We start from the raw sequence: 20,392 nt of genomic DNA, 5'->3' as shown, positions 1-20,392 counted from the left end.
AATGGCAGCCCTTTGGGCTGCTCATAACCGTCAAGCCCCTCGCTTTGCGAGGGCGTTCTGACTATTGTAGCTAATGAACCCACAACTGTTGAAAGTTAAAAAACCGTCTATTAGCGAAGTGCTATTGTAAGGTTTAAACGTCTATTAGCAGTTGTATGGATAACACCGAAGCTGCTTAAGTTAACAAAACGCACACTTGGTAAACTATCTGACTATAACTCCACTAATCTACAATTGTAGTACTAGATCATGACACAACAAAGTTTCCTAAACTCATTAAATCCTCAACAACTGCTAGCAGTGTCCCATGTACATGGTCCTATTCTTGTGCTTGCTGGAGCAGGGACTGGTAAAACTAAAGTGTTAACGACTAGAATAGCCAACATAATCCAGCAAGGGTTAACTCTACCTCAAAATATTCTAGCAGTTACTTTTACTAATAAAGCTGCTAGAGAAATGCAAGATCGAATCAACAAAATGATTGATTGTTATGGGCTAAATATAGGTACATTTCATTCTATAGCAGCAAGAATTTTGCGTCAGCAAGCAGAACATTTGAATTTTAGCTTGAATAGTAGGTTTACTATTATTAGCCCTGATGATCAACTTAAATTGGTTAAAGATATAGTTAAGCAGAAAAATATAGATACCAAAAAATATGTTCCCAAACTTTTACATATTATTATTTCGTGTTGGAAAGATCAGGGATTATTGCCGTATAAACTTTCTGAATCTGATATTAAGCTACCAATTCATAAAGTGGCTCAATTTGTCTATGACGAATATCAGCAAAATTTACTAGCATCTAATGTAGTAGATTTCGGGGATTTACTACTTTACAATAATGAATTGTTTATAAAAAACCCTATAATATTAAAGTATTATCAGGAACAATATAAATATATTCTGATTGATGAGTATCAAGACACTAACGCTGTTCAGTATCTTTGGGCGAGGATGCTGGCAAGTAGCTCAAAAAATATCTGCTGTGTTGGTGATGATGATCAATCTATATATAGTTGGCGGGGTGCAGAAGTCGGTAATATATTACGTTTTGAAAAGGATTTTCCAAATGCTACAATAATAAAATTAGAACAAAATTATAGATCTAGTTCAAAAATTTTATTAGCTGCATCAAGTGTAATTAACAATAATAAGAATCGTCACGGTAAAACATTATGGACTGATAAAAATGATGGAGACAAAATTAAAATTATATCTTGTTGGAATGATAAAGAAGAAGCAAGATTCGTTGTATCTGAAATTAGCAAGTTAGTTACAGAGGGAAAGTATAATGCAGGATTAGTTGCGATATTAGTTAGAGCAGGTTTCCAAACTAGAGCATTTGAAGAAGTGTTTATTAGTAATGCATTACCATACAAAATTATAGGTGGTCTTAAGTTTTATGAACGAATGGAGATACGTGACTTACTTGCCTATATACGTATCACTTTAAATCATAGTGACAATCTTGCTCTTGAACGCATAATAAATGTTCCAAGGAGAGCAATTGGTAATACCACATTAAAACAAATAAAAGATTATGCGGTTGAACATAATATACCTATTATTGCTGCCATTCGTCAGATGTTACAAGCAGAAATTTTTAAAAATAAAGTCAAAGATAGTCTAAACAAATTTATTAGTAATATCGATAATTGGAGTTTACGATATAGAAATGACCCAGCTATTAATGTCACTAAGTCTTTACTAGAAGAATCAGGTTATCTTGAGATGCTACAAGAAGAAAAAACAGATGAAGCAACTGGCAGAATTGAAAATATTAACGAAATGCTTAGAGCAATCGCGGAATTCGATAATATTCAAGATTTTATAGAACATTCTAGTTTGGTAATGGAAAATGAGGAATTAGAATCAAATTTTGGTGGTTCTGTTAGCATTATGACACTCCATGCTGCTAAAGGTCTTGAATTTGATCTAGTTTTTCTACCAGGTTGGGAAGAGGGGGTGTTTCCACATCAGCGATCACTAAAAGAGGGGGAGAAAGGTTTAGAAGAAGAGAGGAGAATCGCCTATGTTGGTATTACTAGAGCTAAGAAAGACCTGTATATTACTTATGCAGAAAGTCGTTTTATGTTTTATGAAATAATAAGATCCTCTCCTTCTAGGTTTCTTGGAGAAATACCAGGTAATGTTTGTATTAGAACTTCTTCAACCAAACAACTTAATTATTTAGGTACAAAACACAAAGTTTCTTTTTAATCTTTATAAAATTATTTCATAAATGGTATTAGTGTAGTCAGAACGCCCTCGCAAAGCGAGGGGCTTGACGGTTATGAGCAGCCCAAAGGGCTGCCATTGTTAATTAAAATTCTCCTGATTCGTCAGAGCCTAAACTATCAAGTTGCTCTTGATTCTTAATGTAGTGTTTGATCTGATTCTCTTCAAATCCTACAGTTGAGACCGCATAACCTCTAGCCCACAACTTTTCTCCATTAAAATTACGTTTTCGTCCACCAAACTGCCTAGCAACGGCTATAGCACTTTTCCCCTTGATATAGCCTATTACTTCAGCTACAGAATATTTAGGAGGAATCTTGATGAGCATATGCACATGATCTTGTACCATATACCCCTCTATGATCTTGCTCCCACGTTGAAAAGCTAACTCATGGAATACGTTCCCAAGATATTTTCTAACCTTCCCGTACAATTCTTTTTTACGACACTTTGAAATAAACACAATATGATATTTGCAATCCCATTTAGAATGATTTAAACTTTCGTATGTTGTCATATATTTTCTCCTTTGATCGTCAAGCCAAAGAAGTTATATATGATAACTTTTTATTTTATACTAAATCTAAAGGCCAAGCCTTGATGGTCTCACTAGTCAAACTAGTGGCTTACCTATCATTGAGTTAATTTTTATGATATGCTGTCCTTTAGGTAAAAGATAATTACTATTGCTTAATGGAGATATTTTTATATAATTCTTTCATTTTAAGAGATATAGAATGCATAAATATAGGACGCATAATTGTAATGAATTGCGATTAAAGGATGCTGGGCAAAGGGTAAAATTATCCGGCTGGGTACATAGAAGAAGGGATCACGGTAATTTAGTCTTTATTGATCTTAGGGATCATTTTGGTATAAGCCAGTTGGTATTTACTGATCAAAATCCAAGTTTAATGGATGATGCTAGTCGGTTAAGGTATGAATCAGTTATAACTGTTGTAGGTAAAGTGATAGCAAGGAGTGATGAAACAATAAACGACTCGTTAATGACTGGTAAAATTGAAATATTGGCAAGTGAGTTTATAGTTGAGTCTAGTGCTGAAAATTTACCATTGTTAGTCAATTCTGATCAACCTGCCCCTGAAGACACTAGACTAAAATATCGCTTCTTAGATCTTAGGCGTGAAAAATTACATAATAACATTATATTAAGATCGCAAGTTATTGCTCACGTGCGGCATCTGATGACACAAAAAGGGTTTACGGAGTTTCAAACACCGATTCTAACAGCTAGTTCACCAGAAGGAGCTAGGGACTTCTTAGTTCCAAGCAGATTGCATCCTGGTAAATTTTATGCATTACCGCAAGCTCCTCAGCAATTTAAACAATTACTGATGGTATCAGGATTTGATCGCTATTTTCAGATAGCCCCTTGTTTTAGAGATGAAGATGCTAGGGCTGATAGGTCACCAGGTGAGTTTTATCAGTTGGATGTAGAGATGTCTTTTGTTACGCAGGAAGAGGTATTTAATACCATTGAGCCGGTAATGTATGAGATATTCAGCAAATTTTCTGATAAAGAAGTATCAAATACACCTTTTGTACAAATTCCATATGAACAAGCAATGTTAAAATATGGTTCTGATAAGCCAGATCTTAGAAACCCACTGATCATTGCAGATGTTACAGAATTATTTAGAAATTCTAACTTTGCTATTTTTAAAGAAAATATAAAAAATGGCTCTGTTGTTAGAGCTGTGCCAGCTCCTAAAGCTTCTGCTTTACCTAGAAGCTTCTTTGACAAAATGGCAGAATTTGCAACTTCCGAGGGAGCAAGCGGGCTTGGTTATATCCAGTTTCTAGAAAATGGACAAGCTAAAGGACCTATTGTTAAATTTCTAACAGATGAGCAATTATTGAATTTAAAGTCTTTAGCGAATCTACAAAATGGTGATGCTGTCTTCTTCTCTAGTGATAAAGCTGATAAAGCATCTAAACTTGCTGGCAAGCTACGAACTAAATTAGGGGAAGAATTAGACCTACTTAAAAAAGATTGTTTTGAGTTTTGTTGGATAACAGATTTCCCATTTTATGAATTAAATGAGCAAACCAAGAAAATAGATTTTAGCCATAATCCGTTTTCTATGCCACAAGGTGGCATGGGAGTGCTAGAATCAGCCAAAACAGTAGATGATTTACTAGCCATCAAAGCATATCAATATGATATTGTTTGTAATGGTATTGAGTTATCTAGTGGAGCAATTAGAAATCATAAACCGGAAATAATGTATAAAGCTTTTGAGATTGCCGGATACTCCCCGGAAGTTGTTGATAAAAAGTTTGGTGGTATGATCAGGGCTTTTAAATTTGGAGCCCCTCCACATGGCGGGATAGCCCCTGGAATAGATAGGATGGTTATGTTATTAACTGATTCAACTAATGTTAGAGAGGTAATAGCTTTCCCACTAAATCAGCAAGCGGAAGATTTATTGATGAATGCTCCTGATTATATTGATGAAAAAGCTTTAAAAGAGCTTAATATTAACTTAGCACCTTCAGTTAGAAATAAATTGTTAACTGAAGGCTCTTAAACAGAGTACTAAAGAGCAGTATATAGTGAAAAAAAAAACAAGAAATAAAATTATCGGAGCATTTCTAGGTACAATAGTTGAATATTATGATTATGGTTTGTATGGTTTCTCTGCTGGTATTATGGCAGTAAAATTATTTCCAAATACTGATTATCTAACTAATCTAATAAATGTTTTTGCTATTTATGCGATAGCATATTTATCAAAACCTATGGGATCACTGATTTTTGGCCGTATCGGAGACTTGTATGGGCGTAAAACTGCATTAAGTATAACCATCATAGGTATTGGAATACCTACGATGGTTATAGGCTTCCTGCCAGAATACTCATCTATTGGTGTGTGGGGTGCAATAATTTTGGCTTTGTGTCGCTTTATGCAAGGTTTTTTTATAGGTGGAGAATATGATGGAGCGGCTATTTATGTTATCGAACATTTAGGGGAGAAATACCGATATACAGCTTCAGCAATAACTCGTTGTACTGGGGTTGTAGGTTTATTACTAGGGAATGGGGCAACCAATTTTTTTAATGCCCATATTTTTCCAGATTGGAGTTGGCGTATTCCTTTTTTCTTTAGTTTACCTTTAGCTTTAATCGTTTTATATTTTCGCCGAACATTTGATGAAACACCGGAATTTAAAAAGAATCAAGACAGTAAAACGAAGACGCAAAGCTTAGCTATTTTAATTAATAAGCAGTGGCGAGTTATTTTGATGGCAGTGTTTCTTGCTGGTGGATTTGGTGCGACTTATCAAATATCCGTTATGTTTATGAAACAATATTTGCCTATGATCCTACCGCAAACTAGTTTCATTATTAGTACATTTTCAGTTTTAATAACCATATGTTTTGCCATTCCTATGCCTATTGCTGGCTTGTTAGCAGATCGGCTTAGTCAAATGTTAGTATTTAAGTTTAGCTTATTTGGTACTATTGTATCTAGTCTATTATTTATTATATCCGTTAACTATCAGATGGTTAATTTAGCTTTGGGTTCTTGTTTAATGCTAGCATGTTTTGTTGCTCCTTTCAATGCTCTTTCGCATGGTATAATGACAAAAGCTTTTGCTGTCAATGATCGTTATCGTGCAGTAAGTCTTGGTCATAATATTGGGTCAATGTTGATGTCTGGCAGCGCTAATTCTGTTTGTTTAATATTAATGAGATACCTAAATTTTCAATTATTGCCAATCATATATCTTATGTTCTTTGCAATATTAGCATATTTTATGGCAAAATGTTTTGAGAAAGATTATAAAAACAAAATTAAGTTGCAAATTGATATCAATTTATAAAATTATACTACTATAGTTGTAGTACTAGCGTCAAAACAATATCATCCCACAACTGTTGAAAGTTAGTAAATACAGCTTCTTTATACGTCTATTAGCGAGGAAAGGCGATGGAATCGCCAACGCGGCAATTTTGTTGTGAAGTAGGGACAAGTATTACTTCAAAAGATTGCTACGACACCGCTTTTCGCGACTCCTCGCTAATAGACGTATCTTTTAATAATTCTAAAAAACTTGATTATCGAGTCTTACATCGACACTTAAGATTAAACTAGTTTCTGTTGAATCAAATTTATAGAGTCCTTAATACCAAAAAGCTTAATAAAAGACCCAAGCCTTGGTCCTTCAGTTTGCCCAAGTAATATTTGATATAATTCTTTAAAATAATCCCGTAAATTACTATAGCCATGATTATTACCTATATCATAAATCCTCTCTTGAATTTGTTCGGAAGTAATATCTACTGGTAAAGCAGATAACATAGTGCTGATTTCTTGTAAGATAATTCTCTGCTGAGCATCAGGGGTTAAATAACGCTTATTCGCTTTAATAAAGTCATTATAATAATCAATGGCAAAATTTGTTAAATGATCAAGATACGGAGCATTTTGCTTCGTCGCCTCTGGAGCATATTTACTGATAAATCCCCAAAGTACCGATTTATCTTCAGGATTGCAAACCGATGCAAGGTTTAGCAATAAGCTAAAACTAATGCCAAAAGTTTCGATATTAGGCACATTCCCGTGATGAATATGATGTACTGGATTGGCAAAACGCTTTACTTGATCTAGTTCTAAATGATATTTTTTATTGAAGGTAATATATTCATCAACATTTTTAGGTATCACATCAAAATGTAAACGTTTGGCTCTTGTTGGATTTTGGTACATAAATAACGACATACTTTCCATCGGTGCATATTGCAGCCATTGATCAACAGTAATGCCATTTCCTGTAGATTTAGAGATTTTCTCTCCGCTTTCATTAAGAAATAATTCATAAAAAAATTGTACTGGTGGAATCCCCTCTAAAATTCGACAAATCTCAGAATATAACCTAGCATTAGGCATATGCTCCTTACCATACATTTCATAATCCACTTGCAGGGCAGCCCACCGCATACCCAAATCAGGTTTCCATTGCAGCTTACAATGTCCCTTTGTCACAGGAACTTCCACAAACTTCCCTTCATTGTCTTTATAGGTAATAGTAGCGGCTAAGCGATCGATCTTTGCAATAGGTACTTGTAGTACCATACCGGTTTTTGGACAAATTGGCATAAAAGGTGAATAAGTTGCCTGTCGTTCTTCTCGAAAAGTTGGTAACATTAGAGCCATTATTTCATCATATTTGTCTATGACTTTAAGCATCATCTGATCAAATAAACCGGATTTATAACATTCTGTACTACTAAAAAATTCATATTTGAAGCCAAATCTATCTAAAAATGAGCGAAGCTTAGCGTTCATATAATGTCCATAACTTTCACATTCGCCAAAAGGATCGGGAATAGATGTTAAAGGCTTGCCAATATGTGATGCCACCATATCAAGGTTTGGGATATTATTTGGGACTTTACGCAAACCATCCATATCATCAGAAAAACAGATAATCTTAGTTGGGATATTGGATAGTTGTTTAAATGCTTCTTGCACCATTATAGATCTAGCAACTTCTGCAAATGTACCTATATGTGGTATCCCTGACGGTCCATAACCAGTTTCAAATAATACATAACCTTTAGCTGGAATTTTGCTACCCAGTTGATCTAATATTTTTTTTGCTTCTAAAAAAGGCCAAGCATTTGATTTAACAGCATCTTCTAAAATTTCTAATTCTGACATCTATAATATCCATTTCCATATAGTTTGATTTCGCATATTGAATATACTCGGTGAACTTCAAGAATTGGCGTCGTCGTGTCTAAAGATCTCCGCTGCTCACGTACTAATGTACGCTCCGCTGCTCGACTTTGACACTCCTAGCTCTTCTTGAAGTTGACCTTCGTCTACCAACTCTTCATTTACGAGCAGTATATAATACCAATTGCAATAATTAACACGGTGTATTTATCCAGTCTCTATACATAATTGATTTTACTAAATCTACATTATGAGCAAATTGATTCCAAGCGTAACAAGCCATAGTGACGATATCTTCATATACACCATAACATTGGTTAGACAAGAAATGATTTTTGATCCATTCCCAAACTTGTTCCATTGCATTAAGTTCCGGTGCATAGGGCGGAAGCGGTATCAAAGTGATATTGCTTGGCACAGTTAGTTTTTTGGCTGTGTGCCAACCTGCATTATCCGTTAGTAAAGCTATATGTCGGTTGCCTTGAATACTGCGAGAAAGGTCTTCTAAGAATTTATTCATTGCCTGTGTATTTGCATATGGTAAAATTAATGCAAAAGCTTCTCCTGTATCATGGCAAGCAGCTCCATAAATATATGTTGAAATGAATTGCTGTTGCCGAACTTTACGGGGTCTAGTGCCACGCTTAGCCCATATACGAGTTAAGCTACCTTGTTGCCCAACTCGAGTTTCATCCTGAGACCATATATCAACTTTACATCTATCGATATTTTTTGGTAATAATTCTGTTAGCATGTCTGGGAAGTTTTTTTATATGTATTTTGAGTCTCTTGATTTGACTTTGGATGCATTGAACGAGAAGTAATCCAGCTAAAACCAAGGCGGTGCATAGTATTGTAGACTGTTTTTAAAGTACATTTAGCACCATATTCCTCAAGTAACATGATATGTAGCTCCTTTCCAGTTATATACCCACCAGTTTTACTTTCACTGAGCGTATTGATTTTATCAAAAAGAGCAGACTCTTGTATAGTGTTAATCTTCCTAGGGGCACCGCTTCTTTGTGATTCAAATAATCCTTCAAAACCATGATTCCTAAATCTTCTGAGCCATGATTGCACAGTTTTCCAGTGTGACTTCACTATTTCAGATATGGCTTTAAAAGATTTGCCTAATTGAAGGTAATACATCGCCAATAAACGTATACGATTTCGACCATGCGGCTCATGTTTCATCATTTTTATAAAATCATGACCATGAAAACCTTGCGGTAATATTAACCTAGCCATTTGAGTACCTTTATCAGTTAAAAACCCATTTTACACCACTGCGTTAATTATTGCAATTGGTATTATATACGTGGTTTCTGTAAATTTATAAATTTATCTCTTGAGTTTTTTCTAATATTCTTAGACAATAGCGCTTAAAAATTAGTATTTACTTATGACTATTCTTTCTATTGTCCATTTTATTCGCAAAGATAGCTTTAGAGTTTTACATATAGCCCTAATTTGTACATGCATCTTTGCCTTATCTTTGGCTTATTTTGTAGAATATATATTACATTTTTCACCTTGCCCTTTGTGTATTTATCAAAGATTCCCATATTTATTTATAATCAAGATTTCAGTTGTAGCGATTCTTATTAAGAAAATCAGCAAATATACTTTATTTTTTATCGTTCTAAATTTATTAGGTGCTTGTATATTAGCAGGCTATCATAGTGGAGTGGAAAGAGGGATATTTGAACCAAGTAGTCTTTGTTCAACTTTAATCCATATTCCAAAGCACTTATCCATTCAAGATATTAAAGAAATATTTTATAGCCAACCTATTGCGACTTGCACAAAACCGGCAGTTAAATTATTTGATATATCTATGACAGAATGGAATTTACTACTAAACCTATCTTTATTATTTGCCGTACTCTTTATTTGGTTTTATCCTAATCCCAAATCCGAAAATTAATACTAATATAAAGGAAATTTGACTAGCACTAAGTATAAATCTTGAAAAATATAATAATTATGCAAATATTTTACATACTTGGATCAAAAAGAAAATTAAATTCTTTCCAGCTATTGTAACGCTGAGGGTCTAGATTATTAATAGGACTTGCTTGCCATACTGCTCTCATTGCACTGTCAGATAGAGCGTCACAAGCTATTTTTGTTATATTTGGGCATATTGTTTCTTTGACTTTTACTTCTTTGACACTGCCATCTTGATTTAAAGCTATATACAAAGTTACCCGTAGCTGCTCAAGGTTTTGTATCCCAATAGGTTTGCTCCATACTCTCTCTATTTGTTGTTTAATTAGAGATATTTCACTGATGGAAAGAGGCAATGTGTCATCGTAAGGACCTTTTGATTCTTGGGTTTCTTTATTTTCTTTGGACCTAGCTTGTTTATTTGATTTTGCACTCGACCCTTCAGATGATTGTTCTAAATTTTTAAGCAAAGAATCTAAGTCACTTTTATTAGGAATTTTCTTTTTTTTCTCGAGTGGCTTCTTTGTTTCTACAGGTTTTTTTTCTTCTGCAGGCTTCTTCTTTTCTATAGGCTTTTTTTCTTCTATAGGCTTCTTCTCTTCTATAGGTTTTTTATCTATAACCTTCTTTTCCTCGATAGGAAGCTTGTCTTCAATAGGTTTCTTTTCTTCTATAGGCTTTGTATCTACAGGTTTCTTTTCTTCTAGAAGTTTCTCTAGAGGCTTCTCTAAGGGTCTCTTCTCTTCTGTATCATCAGGTTTGCTTTGTTCTACTTTTTTTGTATCTTGATTTTCTATAGCTTTTTCAGGTTGTTTGGTTTTATTGGGTACATTAGATTGATTACTAATTGGTAACATTTCAAAAACTATTACTTGTTCTTCAGGAGATTTTTTAAACAATGATGGAAGACCAAATAAGAAGAAATATATTATTAGTAAATGAAGTACTACGGAGCAAATAAAAGAAATAGAAAAAATATTATTATTTTTCATTATATTTAATATTTGAAACTAGTGCTACCTTAGAAAAGCCTGCTGCATGGATTTCAGATACAACGCTAACTACCTCGCCATATGGCACATTTTTGTCGCCTCTTACAAAAATTCTAATATCTTTCTTTTCTTTTGTAATATTAGTTAGCTTAGTAGCTAAATTTTGTCTCTCTATTTTAGATTCCAATAAATATAATTCTCCTTTGTTGTTAATACTAATCACTAACGGTTCATCTTGTCCTGACAGTGGGCTAGAAGTTGTTTCTGGTAAATCAACATTAATACCGGACACTAGCATTGGAGAGGTTATCATAAAGATGATCAATAGCACTAACATAACATCAACTAGTGGTGTAACGTTGATCTCGCTGACTAAATTACGTCTATATCTTTGGTTATTTGAATTTGGTAATTGTATAGCCATTACATTTTCCCTTCATCTATGGCTCTTGATAGTATAGAACTAAGCTCATTAATGAAATCATCAATTTTATTATTAATCTTAATTATTTGTGAAGAAAGGTAGTTATAAAAAATCACTGCTGGAATTGCTGCAAATAGACCTATTGCTGTTGCAAGTAGAGCTTCTGCAATGCCAGGAGCTACGATAGCAAGTGAGGTATTTTTTGATGCTGCAATAGATTGAAAACTATGCATAATCCCCCAAACAGTACCAAATAACCCTATAAATGGTGTACTAGAAGCAACAGTTGCCAAAAAACCTAAATTTTGCTCTAATCTTTCAAGTTCACGATTCCTTATCAAGTACATAGATTGTATTATTCGCTCTTTATGGCTAATTTTAAGTGCATCAGTGAGGTTGTTAGGATTTTGGCGTTTACATTCGTTCATAGCTGCTACAAAAACTGCAGCAAGAGGATTATTCATTGTTCTTTTAATAGTTTCATGTAACTGATCTAAAACTGCTCCAGACCAAAAAGTAGCTTCGAAAGTTGCAATTTTTTTTCTTATTTGAACTAAATGAACTATCTTATCTATAATTATTGTCCATGCCCAAATTGAAGCGATTACCAAAATTATCATAACAGATTTTCCTATAATATCAGTGGATGATATCATAGAGAAAATTGATGAACCACTTTGTGCTGTAATTTCTACAACGTCATTAATATTGTTATGTGTACTCATTTGATGTAACTAACCTTCATTGCCTAAATATTGTTTCTGTATATATACTCAGCTAGACCTTCAAGAATTAAGGTTTCCGCGACCTAAAGATCGAAGTTGCTCCGTTACTCATGTACACACAGCTAGCTCTTCTTGAAGTTATACCATTTCCGAAAACTAATCATCACGTCGTCGTACTTCATGATCTCCGCTCCTCACGTACTAGTATGTACGCTCCGGTGCTCGACACTCGTACTCCGAGTAGCAATTTAGTTTTGGGAAATGGTATTATAGATGGTACCTCTGGCCGGACTTGAACCAGCACGCCTTTTGAGCTGTAGATTTTGAGTCTACCGTGTCTACCATTCCACCACAGAGGCATTAAATCCCTAAAAATTAGTTCATATTTTTTTAACTTTTGTAGACAAAATAGCAATATCTTTGTATCATGTAAATAACTAAATTGCCTTGGACTAAATTCCGTTACGAATTCGAGAACGGAAATAACGATCTATAAGACCATTAGATAGAAATGTTCACACAACCTAAATTATCCTTGTCGTATTTGTTATCTTATCTTGACAAAGTGATAAGAAGCATAGTTAATTATAGTTAGTTTTAATTAATTAAGGTTTCTTATGAAAAATATATTCAAACCAAAATCAGTTTCTGTTAATTACAAGAACATAGACCTTACAAATCCTAAAGAAAAAGCAAAATTAATAACACAGCTAAGAAAAAAGAATGTCGAGGCTCTTGATTTATCTAATAGTAAGGTTCAATTGGACAAAGAGATATTAGAGGCTATTATAGAAAATCCAATTTCCGAGCTTAATTTATCTAGTAACAATTTGGGAGATGGCGGAGCTGAGCTAGTTGCAGGCATTATTCAGAATAGTAAGCTTAAGATTCTAAAGTTAAGTAATAACCAAATTGGAAGTGAGGGCATGGGAGCTTTGTCATCCGCTTTTGATCATAATGAAACTGTTACTGATCTTGATCTATCGAATAATAATCTAGGAGATAAAGGAGCTGAAAAAGTTGCAACACTTCTTGCTAATAATTCTACTATTACTGATATAAATTTAGATAATAACGAAATTAGAACAGATGACATGGTATATTTACCACAATCTCTTTTGAATCGAAACTCTACTAAAATTTCTTTAGCTTCTGCTGATATTCCAGAAAAAGTTATTGCAGATTTTGCAAAAATGTTGCAACATAGTAACAACGTACACTCAATTAACTTCGTGGATAAAGAGCAAAATAATGAGAAAGCAGTGCATGCTCAAAAATTATTTGATACTATAATTAAAATTAGAGATTCCAATGGTCTTGATAAAGAAAGTCAGAAAGAATTTAATAAACTAGTTTGGGAATGTATTGTCCCACATCCCAAGTGGAAAGATCTTTTTAAGAACTTAGTGACAGACTCTAAGAAACCTTACTTATTTGACCCGAGTACTCTTGATACAGACGGAAAGCCAATGCTATCCAAAGTCAGAACGCCCTCGCAAAGCGAGGGGCTTGACGGTTATGAGCAGCCCAAAGGGCTGCCATTGTTAATTAAAATTCTCCTGATTCGTCAGAGCCTAAACTATCAAGTTGCTCTTGATTCTTAATGTAGTGTTTGATCTGATTCTCTTCAAATCCTACAGTTGAGACCGCATAACCTCTAGCCCACAACTTTTCTCCATTAAAATTACGTTTTCGTCCACCAAACTGCCTAGCAACGGCTATAGCACTTTTCCCCTTGATATAGCCTATTACTTCAGCTACAGAATATTTAGGAGGAATCTTGATGAGCATATGCACATGATCTTGTACCATATGCCCCTCTATGATCTTTCTCCCACGTTGAAAAGCTAACTCATGGAATACGTTCCCAAGATATTTTCTAACCTTCCCGTACAATTCTTTTTTACGACACTTTGAAATAAACACAATATGATATTTGCAATCCCATTTAGAATGATTTAAACTTTCGTATGTTGTCATATATTTTCTCCTTTGACCGTCAAGCCAAAGAAGTTATATATGATAACTTTTTATTTTATACTAAATCTAAAGGCCAAGCCTTGATGGTCTCACTAGTCAAACTAGTGGCTTACCTATCATTGAGTTATTAATGCTGATATATTCAGCCTTGTTGCCAAGCATGAATCAGCAAATAAATCAAAAGTAGTGCAACAAGGCGAGCTACCTCCACCAGATGAGAAATGGTTCGACAGAACAGTAAGAGTAGACGACGCTCTGCCATTAGAGAATGCTGCTGCTCAGAATGTAACAGAATCACTTTTGACATCAGTAGCAGGTAATGAAGACCTGAAAGGAGCGTATGCACAGCTTAATGATATTCCAGATTCGCCTAGTCTAGAGCAGAGAATGCAGGCAAGAAATCTACGAGATTATCTCGCAGACACACTTACTCCTAGTTTAAAAGAAGAGGCAGAAATGCGTACAATAATTGGAGATCATCCTGACCCACTAACGATGACAATTCTTCATGGTCAAGATGTATCAACAACAGATAGATTATCGTCCGTTGCTCCTAAAAAAGCTATACTAGAACATAAAGATAACCCAAAAATGCAAACAGAGGCAAAAAAGCTGGGAGAAACTATGTCTCCATATATGGCTTCCACATCTCAAAGTAATGCTACACCCAATGCACCCAATACAGGCAAAAAACATGGGCAATCTAGTGGTTTTACAAGATAACTTAATAAAAACTCAGGATCGATATCTACATTTTTAATTTTATAAATCTTACATTTGACATAAATATTGTATGCCCAAAAAAACTAAAAACATAAAAGATGATATAGACAAGGGTTATCTAGCTGACTTAGAAGATAATGAAGATAAATTACCTAAAAATAGAAGTACTAATAATAATGCTGAAAGTACTAAAATTTATAATATTTCTATTTGGGACGAAATGAATGCGGCGGATGGCAAGATACATGAGTTGAAACTTGCTGGTAATGATGATAATTCTGATAGTGTTAGTGAATAATAAATATTAATCTAGGAAACTAAATTATAAAATTTCCTCTCTAATCTTTTCTTTGCTTTTATAAACGTTTCATGATAATTTAAATAAATATTTCACGATTTTCTTCTTGAAAAGAAAAGGTATGAAGCTTATACTATTATAGTATAAATAATAACATGATTCATGGGGTTTCTTATGATTGATTACACAAAGACTTTTACTGCTACTCAGAAAACATATGATGTCGGACTGAGAGAATATATGCTTAAGGTCTATAATTATATGGCTTTAGCTCTTGTGCTAACTGGAGTAATGGCTTTTGCTACTATATCATTTGAGCCATTAACTAGGCTTTTATTTCAAGTTGAAGCAAATGGACAGTTCATGGGCTATACCGGTTTGGGAACATTGGTAATGATTTCTCCTGTGGGAATTGCTTTGTACTTTTTTATGGGATTTGGCAGGATGAGTCTAGATACTACTAAAGTATTGTTTTGGGTTTATGCTGCTTTAACTGGTATGTCTTTAGCATCCCTCGGGCTTATCTATACAGGAGAGTCAATTGCTCGAACTTTCTTTATTTGTGCATCTGTTTTTGGTGCAATGAGCCTTTATGGGTATAGTACCAATAGGGATTTGACATCAATGGGGTCATTTCTTATCATGGGGTTATTTGGTCTTATCATTGTGTCACTAGTCAACATATTTTTACAAAGCTCAGCTATATATTTTGCAACGTCTCTCATTGGGGTTGGTATATTTATGGGTATTATTGCATGGGATACTCAAAAAATTAAGTCTATGTATTTTATGTCTGGAGGTGGAGAGTTAGGACAAAAAATGTCCATAATGGCCGCTTTTAATTTGTATTTAGACTTTATTAATTTGTTCTTACATCTTCTAAGATTCTTTGGTAATAGAAGAAACTAGTATTACAGTTGTAGTTATACAGAGCTGTTATCTCCGTGAAAGCACAACAGTTGTGAGTTAAAAAATTGTCTATTAGCGAAGTGCTGTTGTTAAATCGTCATTGCGAGGAGTCGCTGCAAGCGGCGACGTGGCAATCCAAAAGTTGCAGTGGCAAAAAATAAAACAGCAAGCTGTTTATTTGGATCGCCACACCACTTTGTGGCTCGCGATGACAATTATTTGTTTCTATAATAGACCTCTTTCGAAACTCGCTTATGCTGAAGGGATTTGAAGGAGACGCTTTACCTCGAACCACAGCGTACTCTAATTCCGTTACGGATTCGAGTACCGCATCGACGTGCAAATCACCAACTAGAAGTAGAGTTTCGAAAGAGCAATTATCTTTTATCTAAATTTTATAAAAATAGATAAATATTATTTAATAACAAAAACACGTTTTTGTTGAATAAGTTTATGGCACACTTCAAGTAACTTACGCATACAAGCAACTATCGCAACTTTCTTAGGTTTAAAATTATTAACAAGCCTATCATATAAAATTTTTAAATATTGGAAACCATTCTTACCAGCTAATACTGCCATGTATAAAGCATCTCTAGGTATTTTCCTGCCTCCTCGAATAAATCTTCATCCTTGCTTATTACCACTATCACGAGCATATGGAGCTATACCAACAATTGATGACAATTCATTGCTACTATAATTTTTATCCCCTAATTCAGGTACAAAACTAATTAGTTTTGTAGCTAAACATTTACCAATACCAGGTACAGTCTCTAATATTTTTACCTTCTCTTTTAACTCTTCTGACTCATCTATTGTTTTGTTTAACTTTTTATCAAGCTCAGCTATTTCATTCTGTAAAAATTTAATGAGCTTTTCTATACTCTCTTTATCAATACCATCAATGCTATGATGTAGTCTTTTCTTTTCATTGCTAAGCATTAATACTAAATCTTCTCGTCTTTGTTGACATCTCTTCAAAGTCTCTGATTCAACTTGATATATATAATTCGCTGAAAGCTGCATCTTATCCGCATAATATGCTAATTTAAATGCATCCTTCCTATCAGTTTTACACAAATTCACCGATTTACTAAAAGAATTAAAACTATATGTATTGACCTTATGTATTTGTTGGTTATTATTATCCAGCTTTTGACAAATCTCAGCTTCGTATCCTCCAGTAGGTTCACATATTATTAGCTTAATCTCTTGCTCTTTTGCTAATTTAATCATCTCTTCATGACCAGCTGCATCATTGGCAAAACGATGATATTTAGGTTTATCTCTTGTATTATATACACATATATCAAGCCAGTTTTTACTTACGTCTAGACCTATTATTTTATTCATGATATAATCTCCTTCTTCTTATTGTGCAAGGCTGCTCTTTTTAAGACCACCTTCTGCAATTTGTTCAAGGTAAACTACCAAAAAGAGGGTACTTATTCTCTTAGCGACTATTTTAGTCAAGGTCTATTCAAGTCACCCTCTTTAATTACTTATAACACATTCTTAAGATATAAGGTCTAATTTAGTATTTTCTGTCATTAGTTGAGACCTTTAAACTGCCCTAGGGTGACATTGAAGGTACGGTAATGTTACATTATATTGAGTTCAGGCTATTCTAGTAAAACTAGTTTTTATCGTATAATTTTTGTTAGGACCTAAAACTTTATAACTCAGTTCAAAAGAATTCTTATTTAAAAATGTGTAATTAGCTTGATAAATATCCAAGTTGCATTGATGTGTACCTTTAGCCTGAACTTTATCCTGAAAAGGAATATTAGAGATAAAATGTAATTGGTAAAATAAACCATTGTTATTTTCATTAACAAAATATTTAACAATTTTGTTTTGCTCTAGAGAGTATAGATACTCCTTAAAAGCTTTTACCCTATTGGTATTACCATAATATTCAACATCAAGCTCCTCTCTGTATAATATACGTGAATGAGGTGAGCTATGTCCTTTATCTTCTATAAAGTAAGCGATTCCTTTAGCTGTACCATAATTGCCTAAAATTCTCGTAATAGCATATGTTCCAACCAGGTTATGAAATATATACTCTTCTACTTTGAAGAATTGTTTCTTTGTAAATACTTGCGGAGATTTCGCGTACTCACTACTTCATGTATAGCTAGTCTGCTCACCCCTTGTTTATTGTCCCCATTCATAGGATCATTTAAATTTATTAAATCATTTGAGTACATTTCAACCTAGCAATAGCATTTTCTTTACCAATTATGGCGATAATTTCAAAAATACTTGGGGAAGCAGTCATGCCTGTTATTAGAGATCTAATGGATTGCATGAGATCTGCAAGTTTAATATTATTATTCTTGGCTATTTCTTTAAATTTTATTTGAATTGAGTCTTTATCAAAATTTTGTAAATTCTTTAATTCCTCAATAACTTGCTCTAGCAAATTTTTATTACAATTCTTGATTATCTCTTTGGCTTCCTCAGAGTAGATAATAGGAACGTTAATCAAGTAAATCTTGGCTAGTTTAGCTAATTCGACTAAATTTGTACTTCTTATCTTCAAGTTTGGCATTGCTTGCTTAATATATTCCGTTTCTTCCGTGGTAATTTTATAAGTTTTTTGCAAATTCTCACAAATCATTTTTGTTAATAGCTTAGCATCAAGCTGACGTAGATAATGAGCATTTAAATTATCCATTTTGGCAAAATCAAGACGGGAAGGTGATTTGCCAAGACCTTCAATGTTAAACCATTCTATAGCTTGTTGTCTTGAAATAATCTCATTATCTTTGTGACTCCATCCTAACCTTAGTAAATAATTACACAAGCTTTCGGGTAAATATCCCATATCTTGGTATGCTTTTATTCCAAGAGCTCCATGTCTTTTAGATAATTTTGCCCCGTCATCACCATGTATTAATGGTATATGTATCATATGTGGCACATCCCAACCAAAGGCTTGATAAAGTAGGATTTGACGAGCAGCGTTAGTTAAATGGTCATCCCCCCTGATAATATGGGTAATCTGCATATCGTGGTCGTCCACTACTACTGCCAACATATAGGTGCTACTTCCATCGCTACGTAACAGCACCATATCATCTAGGTGGGAGTTTTCAATGGTAACATCCCCTTGTAAAGCATCATGGATAGTTGTATAGCCAGTTCTTGGAGCTTTCAGTCTAATCACTGCTTTTGTGGATTGGTAACCTTTCGGAAAGTTAGAAGGGTCAGCATCTCGCCAAGGACTTTGAAATAAAAAATGTTGTTTATTAGCTATAGCATTATCTCGCTGCCGATCTATTTCTTCTTGAGGTGTAAAACAATAATAAGCTTTTCCTTCATCTAGTAATTTCAGAGCTGCTTTTTTGTATAAATCATTTCTTTTTGACTGAAAAATCACTTCACCGTCCCAGTCTAAACCAAGCCATTTCAAACCAGAAAATATAGCATTTACTGCATCTTCGGTTGATCTTGTTTTATCAGTATCCTCAATTCGCAGTAGAAATTTACCATTATGGTGTTTGGCAAATAAATAATTAAACAATGCTGTCCTTGCCCCGCCAATATGCAAGAAGCCAGTAGGGGAGGGGGCGAATCTAGTAATTATAGTCATAGTATTTTCTTTAAAGTTAATCTAGAGGGAGTTCTGCAAGAGGTCTAGTTAAATAAGCAAAATAATTTACCTCTATATCATCACTCAACTGCCAACTTCTATTGACAATATTATAAGTTAAGCCCTTAAGCTCTTTAAGCTCTATGTTATTTTTACTAAACATAGAATAAATTTCAGATGGTTTAAGAAATTTACTATGGTCATGGGTTTTTTTTGGTATCCAATTAAGCAGGTATTCTGCCATCAAAATAGCTAACATATAAGCTTTTACAGTACGGTTAATTGTTGAAATTATAATCATGCCATTTGGTTTTACTAGATTGGCAAGGTTTTTTACAAAATCACTAGGATTGTCTATATGTTCCATAACTTCTAAACATAGTACCACATCATACTGTTTGCTATTTGAGTATACTAATTCCTCAGCAGTCGATTTAAGATATTGTATATTCAAATTTTCTTCTTCAGCATGCTTCATCGCAATATCTATATTACTTTGTAGTGCATCTATGCCAGTAATTGTGCCATTTAGTTTACAGAGAGCAGAGGTAATTAATCCCCCGCCACATCCTACGTCTAAAATATCTAATTTTGAAGGTAGTACTACATCATCATCTATATTAAAATGATCTTTTATCTTATCTATTATGTAACCAAGACGAATAGGATTTATTTGATGAAGAATTTTAAACTCTCCATCTTCCTGCCACCATCCGCTAGAAATTTTACTAAACTTTTCTAGTTCTATTTGATTAATAGAAGATTTTGTAGACATATTCCTTTTACTTGGTTATAAAATTATTTAAATCTACTTATAATATATCACAGAAATCATGAA

The 20,392-nt window shown here is 33.9% G+C and carries 21 protein-coding genes and 1 tRNA gene; 8 read left to right on the top strand and 14 right to left on the bottom strand.

Features of this window, described 5'->3' with window-relative positions:
* Positions 1-249: 249 nt before the first annotated feature.
* Complete coding sequence (locus AAHM80_RS02945; protein WP_342260229.1) at positions 250-2,223, top strand: UvrD-helicase domain-containing protein; 1,974 nt, start codon at positions 250-252, stop codon at positions 2,221-2,223.
* A gap of 103 nt (positions 2,224-2,326) precedes the next feature.
* Here the strand turns inward: AAHM80_RS02945 and tnpA (AAHM80_RS02940) are convergent, their stop codons facing one another.
* On the bottom strand, positions 2,327-2,758 hold the full coding sequence (gene tnpA / locus AAHM80_RS02940) for an IS200/IS605 family transposase (RefSeq protein WP_342259597.1): 432 nt from the start codon (positions 2,756-2,758) through the stop codon (positions 2,327-2,329).
* A 220-nt stretch (positions 2,759-2,978) separates the two neighbouring features.
* On the opposite strand from tnpA (AAHM80_RS02940), the gene aspS reads away from it, so the two are divergent.
* Together aspS and AAHM80_RS02930 are read left to right on the top strand one after the other, a co-directional pair.
* A complete protein-coding gene (gene aspS, locus AAHM80_RS02935) occupies positions 2,979-4,793 on the top strand; it encodes an aspartate--tRNA ligase (RefSeq protein ID WP_342260228.1) in 1,815 nt (604 codons plus the stop codon).
* 22 nt (positions 4,794-4,815) lie between these two features.
* Positions 4,816-6,090: an MFS transporter gene (locus AAHM80_RS02930; RefSeq protein WP_342260406.1), complete on the top strand. Its 1,275-nt coding sequence runs from the start codon at positions 4,816-4,818 to the stop codon at positions 6,088-6,090.
* A gap of 263 nt (positions 6,091-6,353) precedes the next feature.
* Here AAHM80_RS02930 and AAHM80_RS02925 read toward each other — a convergent pair whose 3' ends face one another.
* From AAHM80_RS02925 to AAHM80_RS02915, 3 genes are all read right to left on the bottom strand, one after another.
* Positions 6,354-7,931, bottom strand: coding sequence for a lysine--tRNA ligase (locus tag AAHM80_RS02925; protein WP_342260227.1), 1,578 nt, complete (start codon positions 7,929-7,931; stop codon positions 6,354-6,356).
* Positions 7,932-8,142: 211 nt separating this feature from the next.
* On the bottom strand, positions 8,143-8,703 hold the full coding sequence (locus AAHM80_RS02920; protein ID WP_342259384.1) for an IS630 family transposase: 561 nt from the start codon (positions 8,701-8,703) through the stop codon (positions 8,143-8,145).
* Entirely contained in the window at positions 8,697-9,197 is a 501-nt protein-coding gene (locus tag AAHM80_RS02915) for a helix-turn-helix domain-containing protein (RefSeq protein WP_342259385.1), read from the bottom strand. The genes AAHM80_RS02920 and AAHM80_RS02915 overlap by 7 nt, the downstream gene beginning before the upstream one ends.
* Before the next feature lie 154 nt (positions 9,198-9,351).
* Here AAHM80_RS02915 and AAHM80_RS02910 point away from each other — a divergent pair, with 154 nt between their 5' ends.
* The gene (locus AAHM80_RS02910) at positions 9,352-9,876 is read left to right on the top strand and encodes a disulfide bond formation protein B (protein ID WP_342260226.1); all 525 of its coding nucleotides are present in this window, start codon (positions 9,352-9,354) and stop codon (positions 9,874-9,876) included.
* A gap of 70 nt (positions 9,877-9,946) precedes the next feature.
* On the opposite strand, the gene AAHM80_RS02905 is transcribed toward AAHM80_RS02910, so the two are convergent.
* The 4 genes from AAHM80_RS02905 to AAHM80_RS02890 all read right to left on the bottom strand — a co-directional run bounded on the left by AAHM80_RS02905 (position 9,947) and on the right by AAHM80_RS02890 (position 12,399).
* The gene (locus tag AAHM80_RS02905) at positions 9,947-10,891 is read right to left on the bottom strand and encodes a cell envelope integrity protein TolA (protein ID WP_342260225.1); all 945 of its coding nucleotides are present in this window, start codon (positions 10,889-10,891) and stop codon (positions 9,947-9,949) included.
* Entirely contained in the window at positions 10,881-11,315 is a 435-nt protein-coding gene (gene tolR, locus AAHM80_RS02900; protein WP_341747488.1) for a protein TolR, read from the bottom strand. The genes AAHM80_RS02905 and tolR overlap by 11 nt, the downstream gene beginning before the upstream one ends.
* Positions 11,315-12,040 (bottom strand): protein TolQ, encoded by a 726-nt coding sequence (tolQ, locus tag AAHM80_RS02895; protein WP_342260224.1) that lies wholly within the window; start codon positions 12,038-12,040, stop codon positions 11,315-11,317. The genes tolR and tolQ overlap by 1 nt, the downstream gene beginning before the upstream one ends.
* A gap of 274 nt (positions 12,041-12,314) precedes the next feature.
* Positions 12,315-12,399: transfer RNA gene (locus AAHM80_RS02890), tRNA-Leu, on the bottom strand.
* Between the two features lie 258 nt (positions 12,400-12,657).
* On the opposite strand from AAHM80_RS02890, the gene AAHM80_RS02885 reads away from it, so the two are divergent.
* Positions 12,658-13,644: a hypothetical protein gene (locus AAHM80_RS02885; protein WP_342260223.1), complete on the top strand. Its 987-nt coding sequence runs from the start codon at positions 12,658-12,660 to the stop codon at positions 13,642-13,644.
* Here the strand turns inward: AAHM80_RS02885 and tnpA (AAHM80_RS02880) are convergent.
* On the bottom strand, positions 13,589-14,020 hold the full coding sequence (tnpA, locus tag AAHM80_RS02880; RefSeq protein ID WP_342259494.1) for an IS200/IS605 family transposase: 432 nt from the start codon (positions 14,018-14,020) through the stop codon (positions 13,589-13,591). The two genes, AAHM80_RS02885 and tnpA (AAHM80_RS02880), sit on opposite strands and share 56 nt — an antisense overlap.
* A 186-nt stretch (positions 14,021-14,206) precedes the next feature.
* On the opposite strand from tnpA (AAHM80_RS02880), the gene AAHM80_RS02875 reads away from it, so the two are divergent.
* The 3 genes from AAHM80_RS02875 (at position 14,207) to AAHM80_RS02865 (ending at position 15,950) form a co-directional block, all read left to right on the top strand.
* A complete protein-coding gene (locus AAHM80_RS02875) occupies positions 14,207-14,743 on the top strand; it encodes a hypothetical protein (RefSeq protein ID WP_342260222.1) in 537 nt (178 codons plus the stop codon).
* Positions 14,744-14,813: 70 nt separating this feature from the next.
* Entirely contained in the window at positions 14,814-15,041 is a 228-nt protein-coding gene (locus AAHM80_RS02870; protein WP_341747492.1) for a hypothetical protein, read from the top strand.
* Positions 15,042-15,215: 174 nt separating this feature from the next.
* On the top strand, positions 15,216-15,950 hold the full coding sequence (locus AAHM80_RS02865) for a Bax inhibitor-1/YccA family protein (RefSeq protein ID WP_341751895.1): 735 nt from the start codon (positions 15,216-15,218) through the stop codon (positions 15,948-15,950).
* A 414-nt stretch (positions 15,951-16,364) separates the two neighbouring features.
* Here AAHM80_RS02865 and AAHM80_RS02860 read toward each other — a convergent pair whose 3' ends face one another.
* From AAHM80_RS02860 to ubiG, 5 genes are all read right to left on the bottom strand, one after another.
* On the bottom strand, positions 16,365-16,532 hold the full coding sequence (locus tag AAHM80_RS02860) for a hypothetical protein (RefSeq protein ID WP_342260221.1): 168 nt from the start codon (positions 16,530-16,532) through the stop codon (positions 16,365-16,367).
* 45 nt (positions 16,533-16,577) lie between these two features.
* A complete protein-coding gene (locus AAHM80_RS02855) occupies positions 16,578-17,306 on the bottom strand; it encodes an IS110 family transposase (RefSeq protein WP_342260220.1) in 729 nt (242 codons plus the stop codon).
* Positions 17,307-17,570: 264 nt separating this feature from the next.
* Positions 17,571-17,948, bottom strand: coding sequence for a DUF6314 family protein (locus tag AAHM80_RS02850; RefSeq protein ID WP_410521522.1), 378 nt, complete (start codon positions 17,946-17,948; stop codon positions 17,571-17,573).
* A 199-nt stretch (positions 17,949-18,147) separates the two neighbouring features.
* Positions 18,148-19,554, bottom strand: coding sequence for a glutamate--tRNA ligase (gene gltX / locus AAHM80_RS02845; protein WP_342260219.1), 1,407 nt, complete (start codon positions 19,552-19,554; stop codon positions 18,148-18,150).
* Between the two features lie 16 nt (positions 19,555-19,570).
* The gene (gene ubiG / locus AAHM80_RS02840) at positions 19,571-20,329 is read right to left on the bottom strand and encodes a bifunctional 2-polyprenyl-6-hydroxyphenol methylase/3-demethylubiquinol 3-O-methyltransferase UbiG (RefSeq protein ID WP_341747496.1); all 759 of its coding nucleotides are present in this window, start codon (positions 20,327-20,329) and stop codon (positions 19,571-19,573) included.
* Positions 20,330-20,392: the final 63 nt, after the last annotated feature.

Source organism: Candidatus Tisiphia endosymbiont of Metellina segmentata (assembly GCF_964030715.1).
Taxonomy (GTDB): Bacteria; Pseudomonadota; Alphaproteobacteria; order Rickettsiales; family Rickettsiaceae; genus Tisiphia.
Note: the sequence above shows the minus strand (reverse complement) of the source record. Positions and strands in the feature narration are given on the sequence as shown.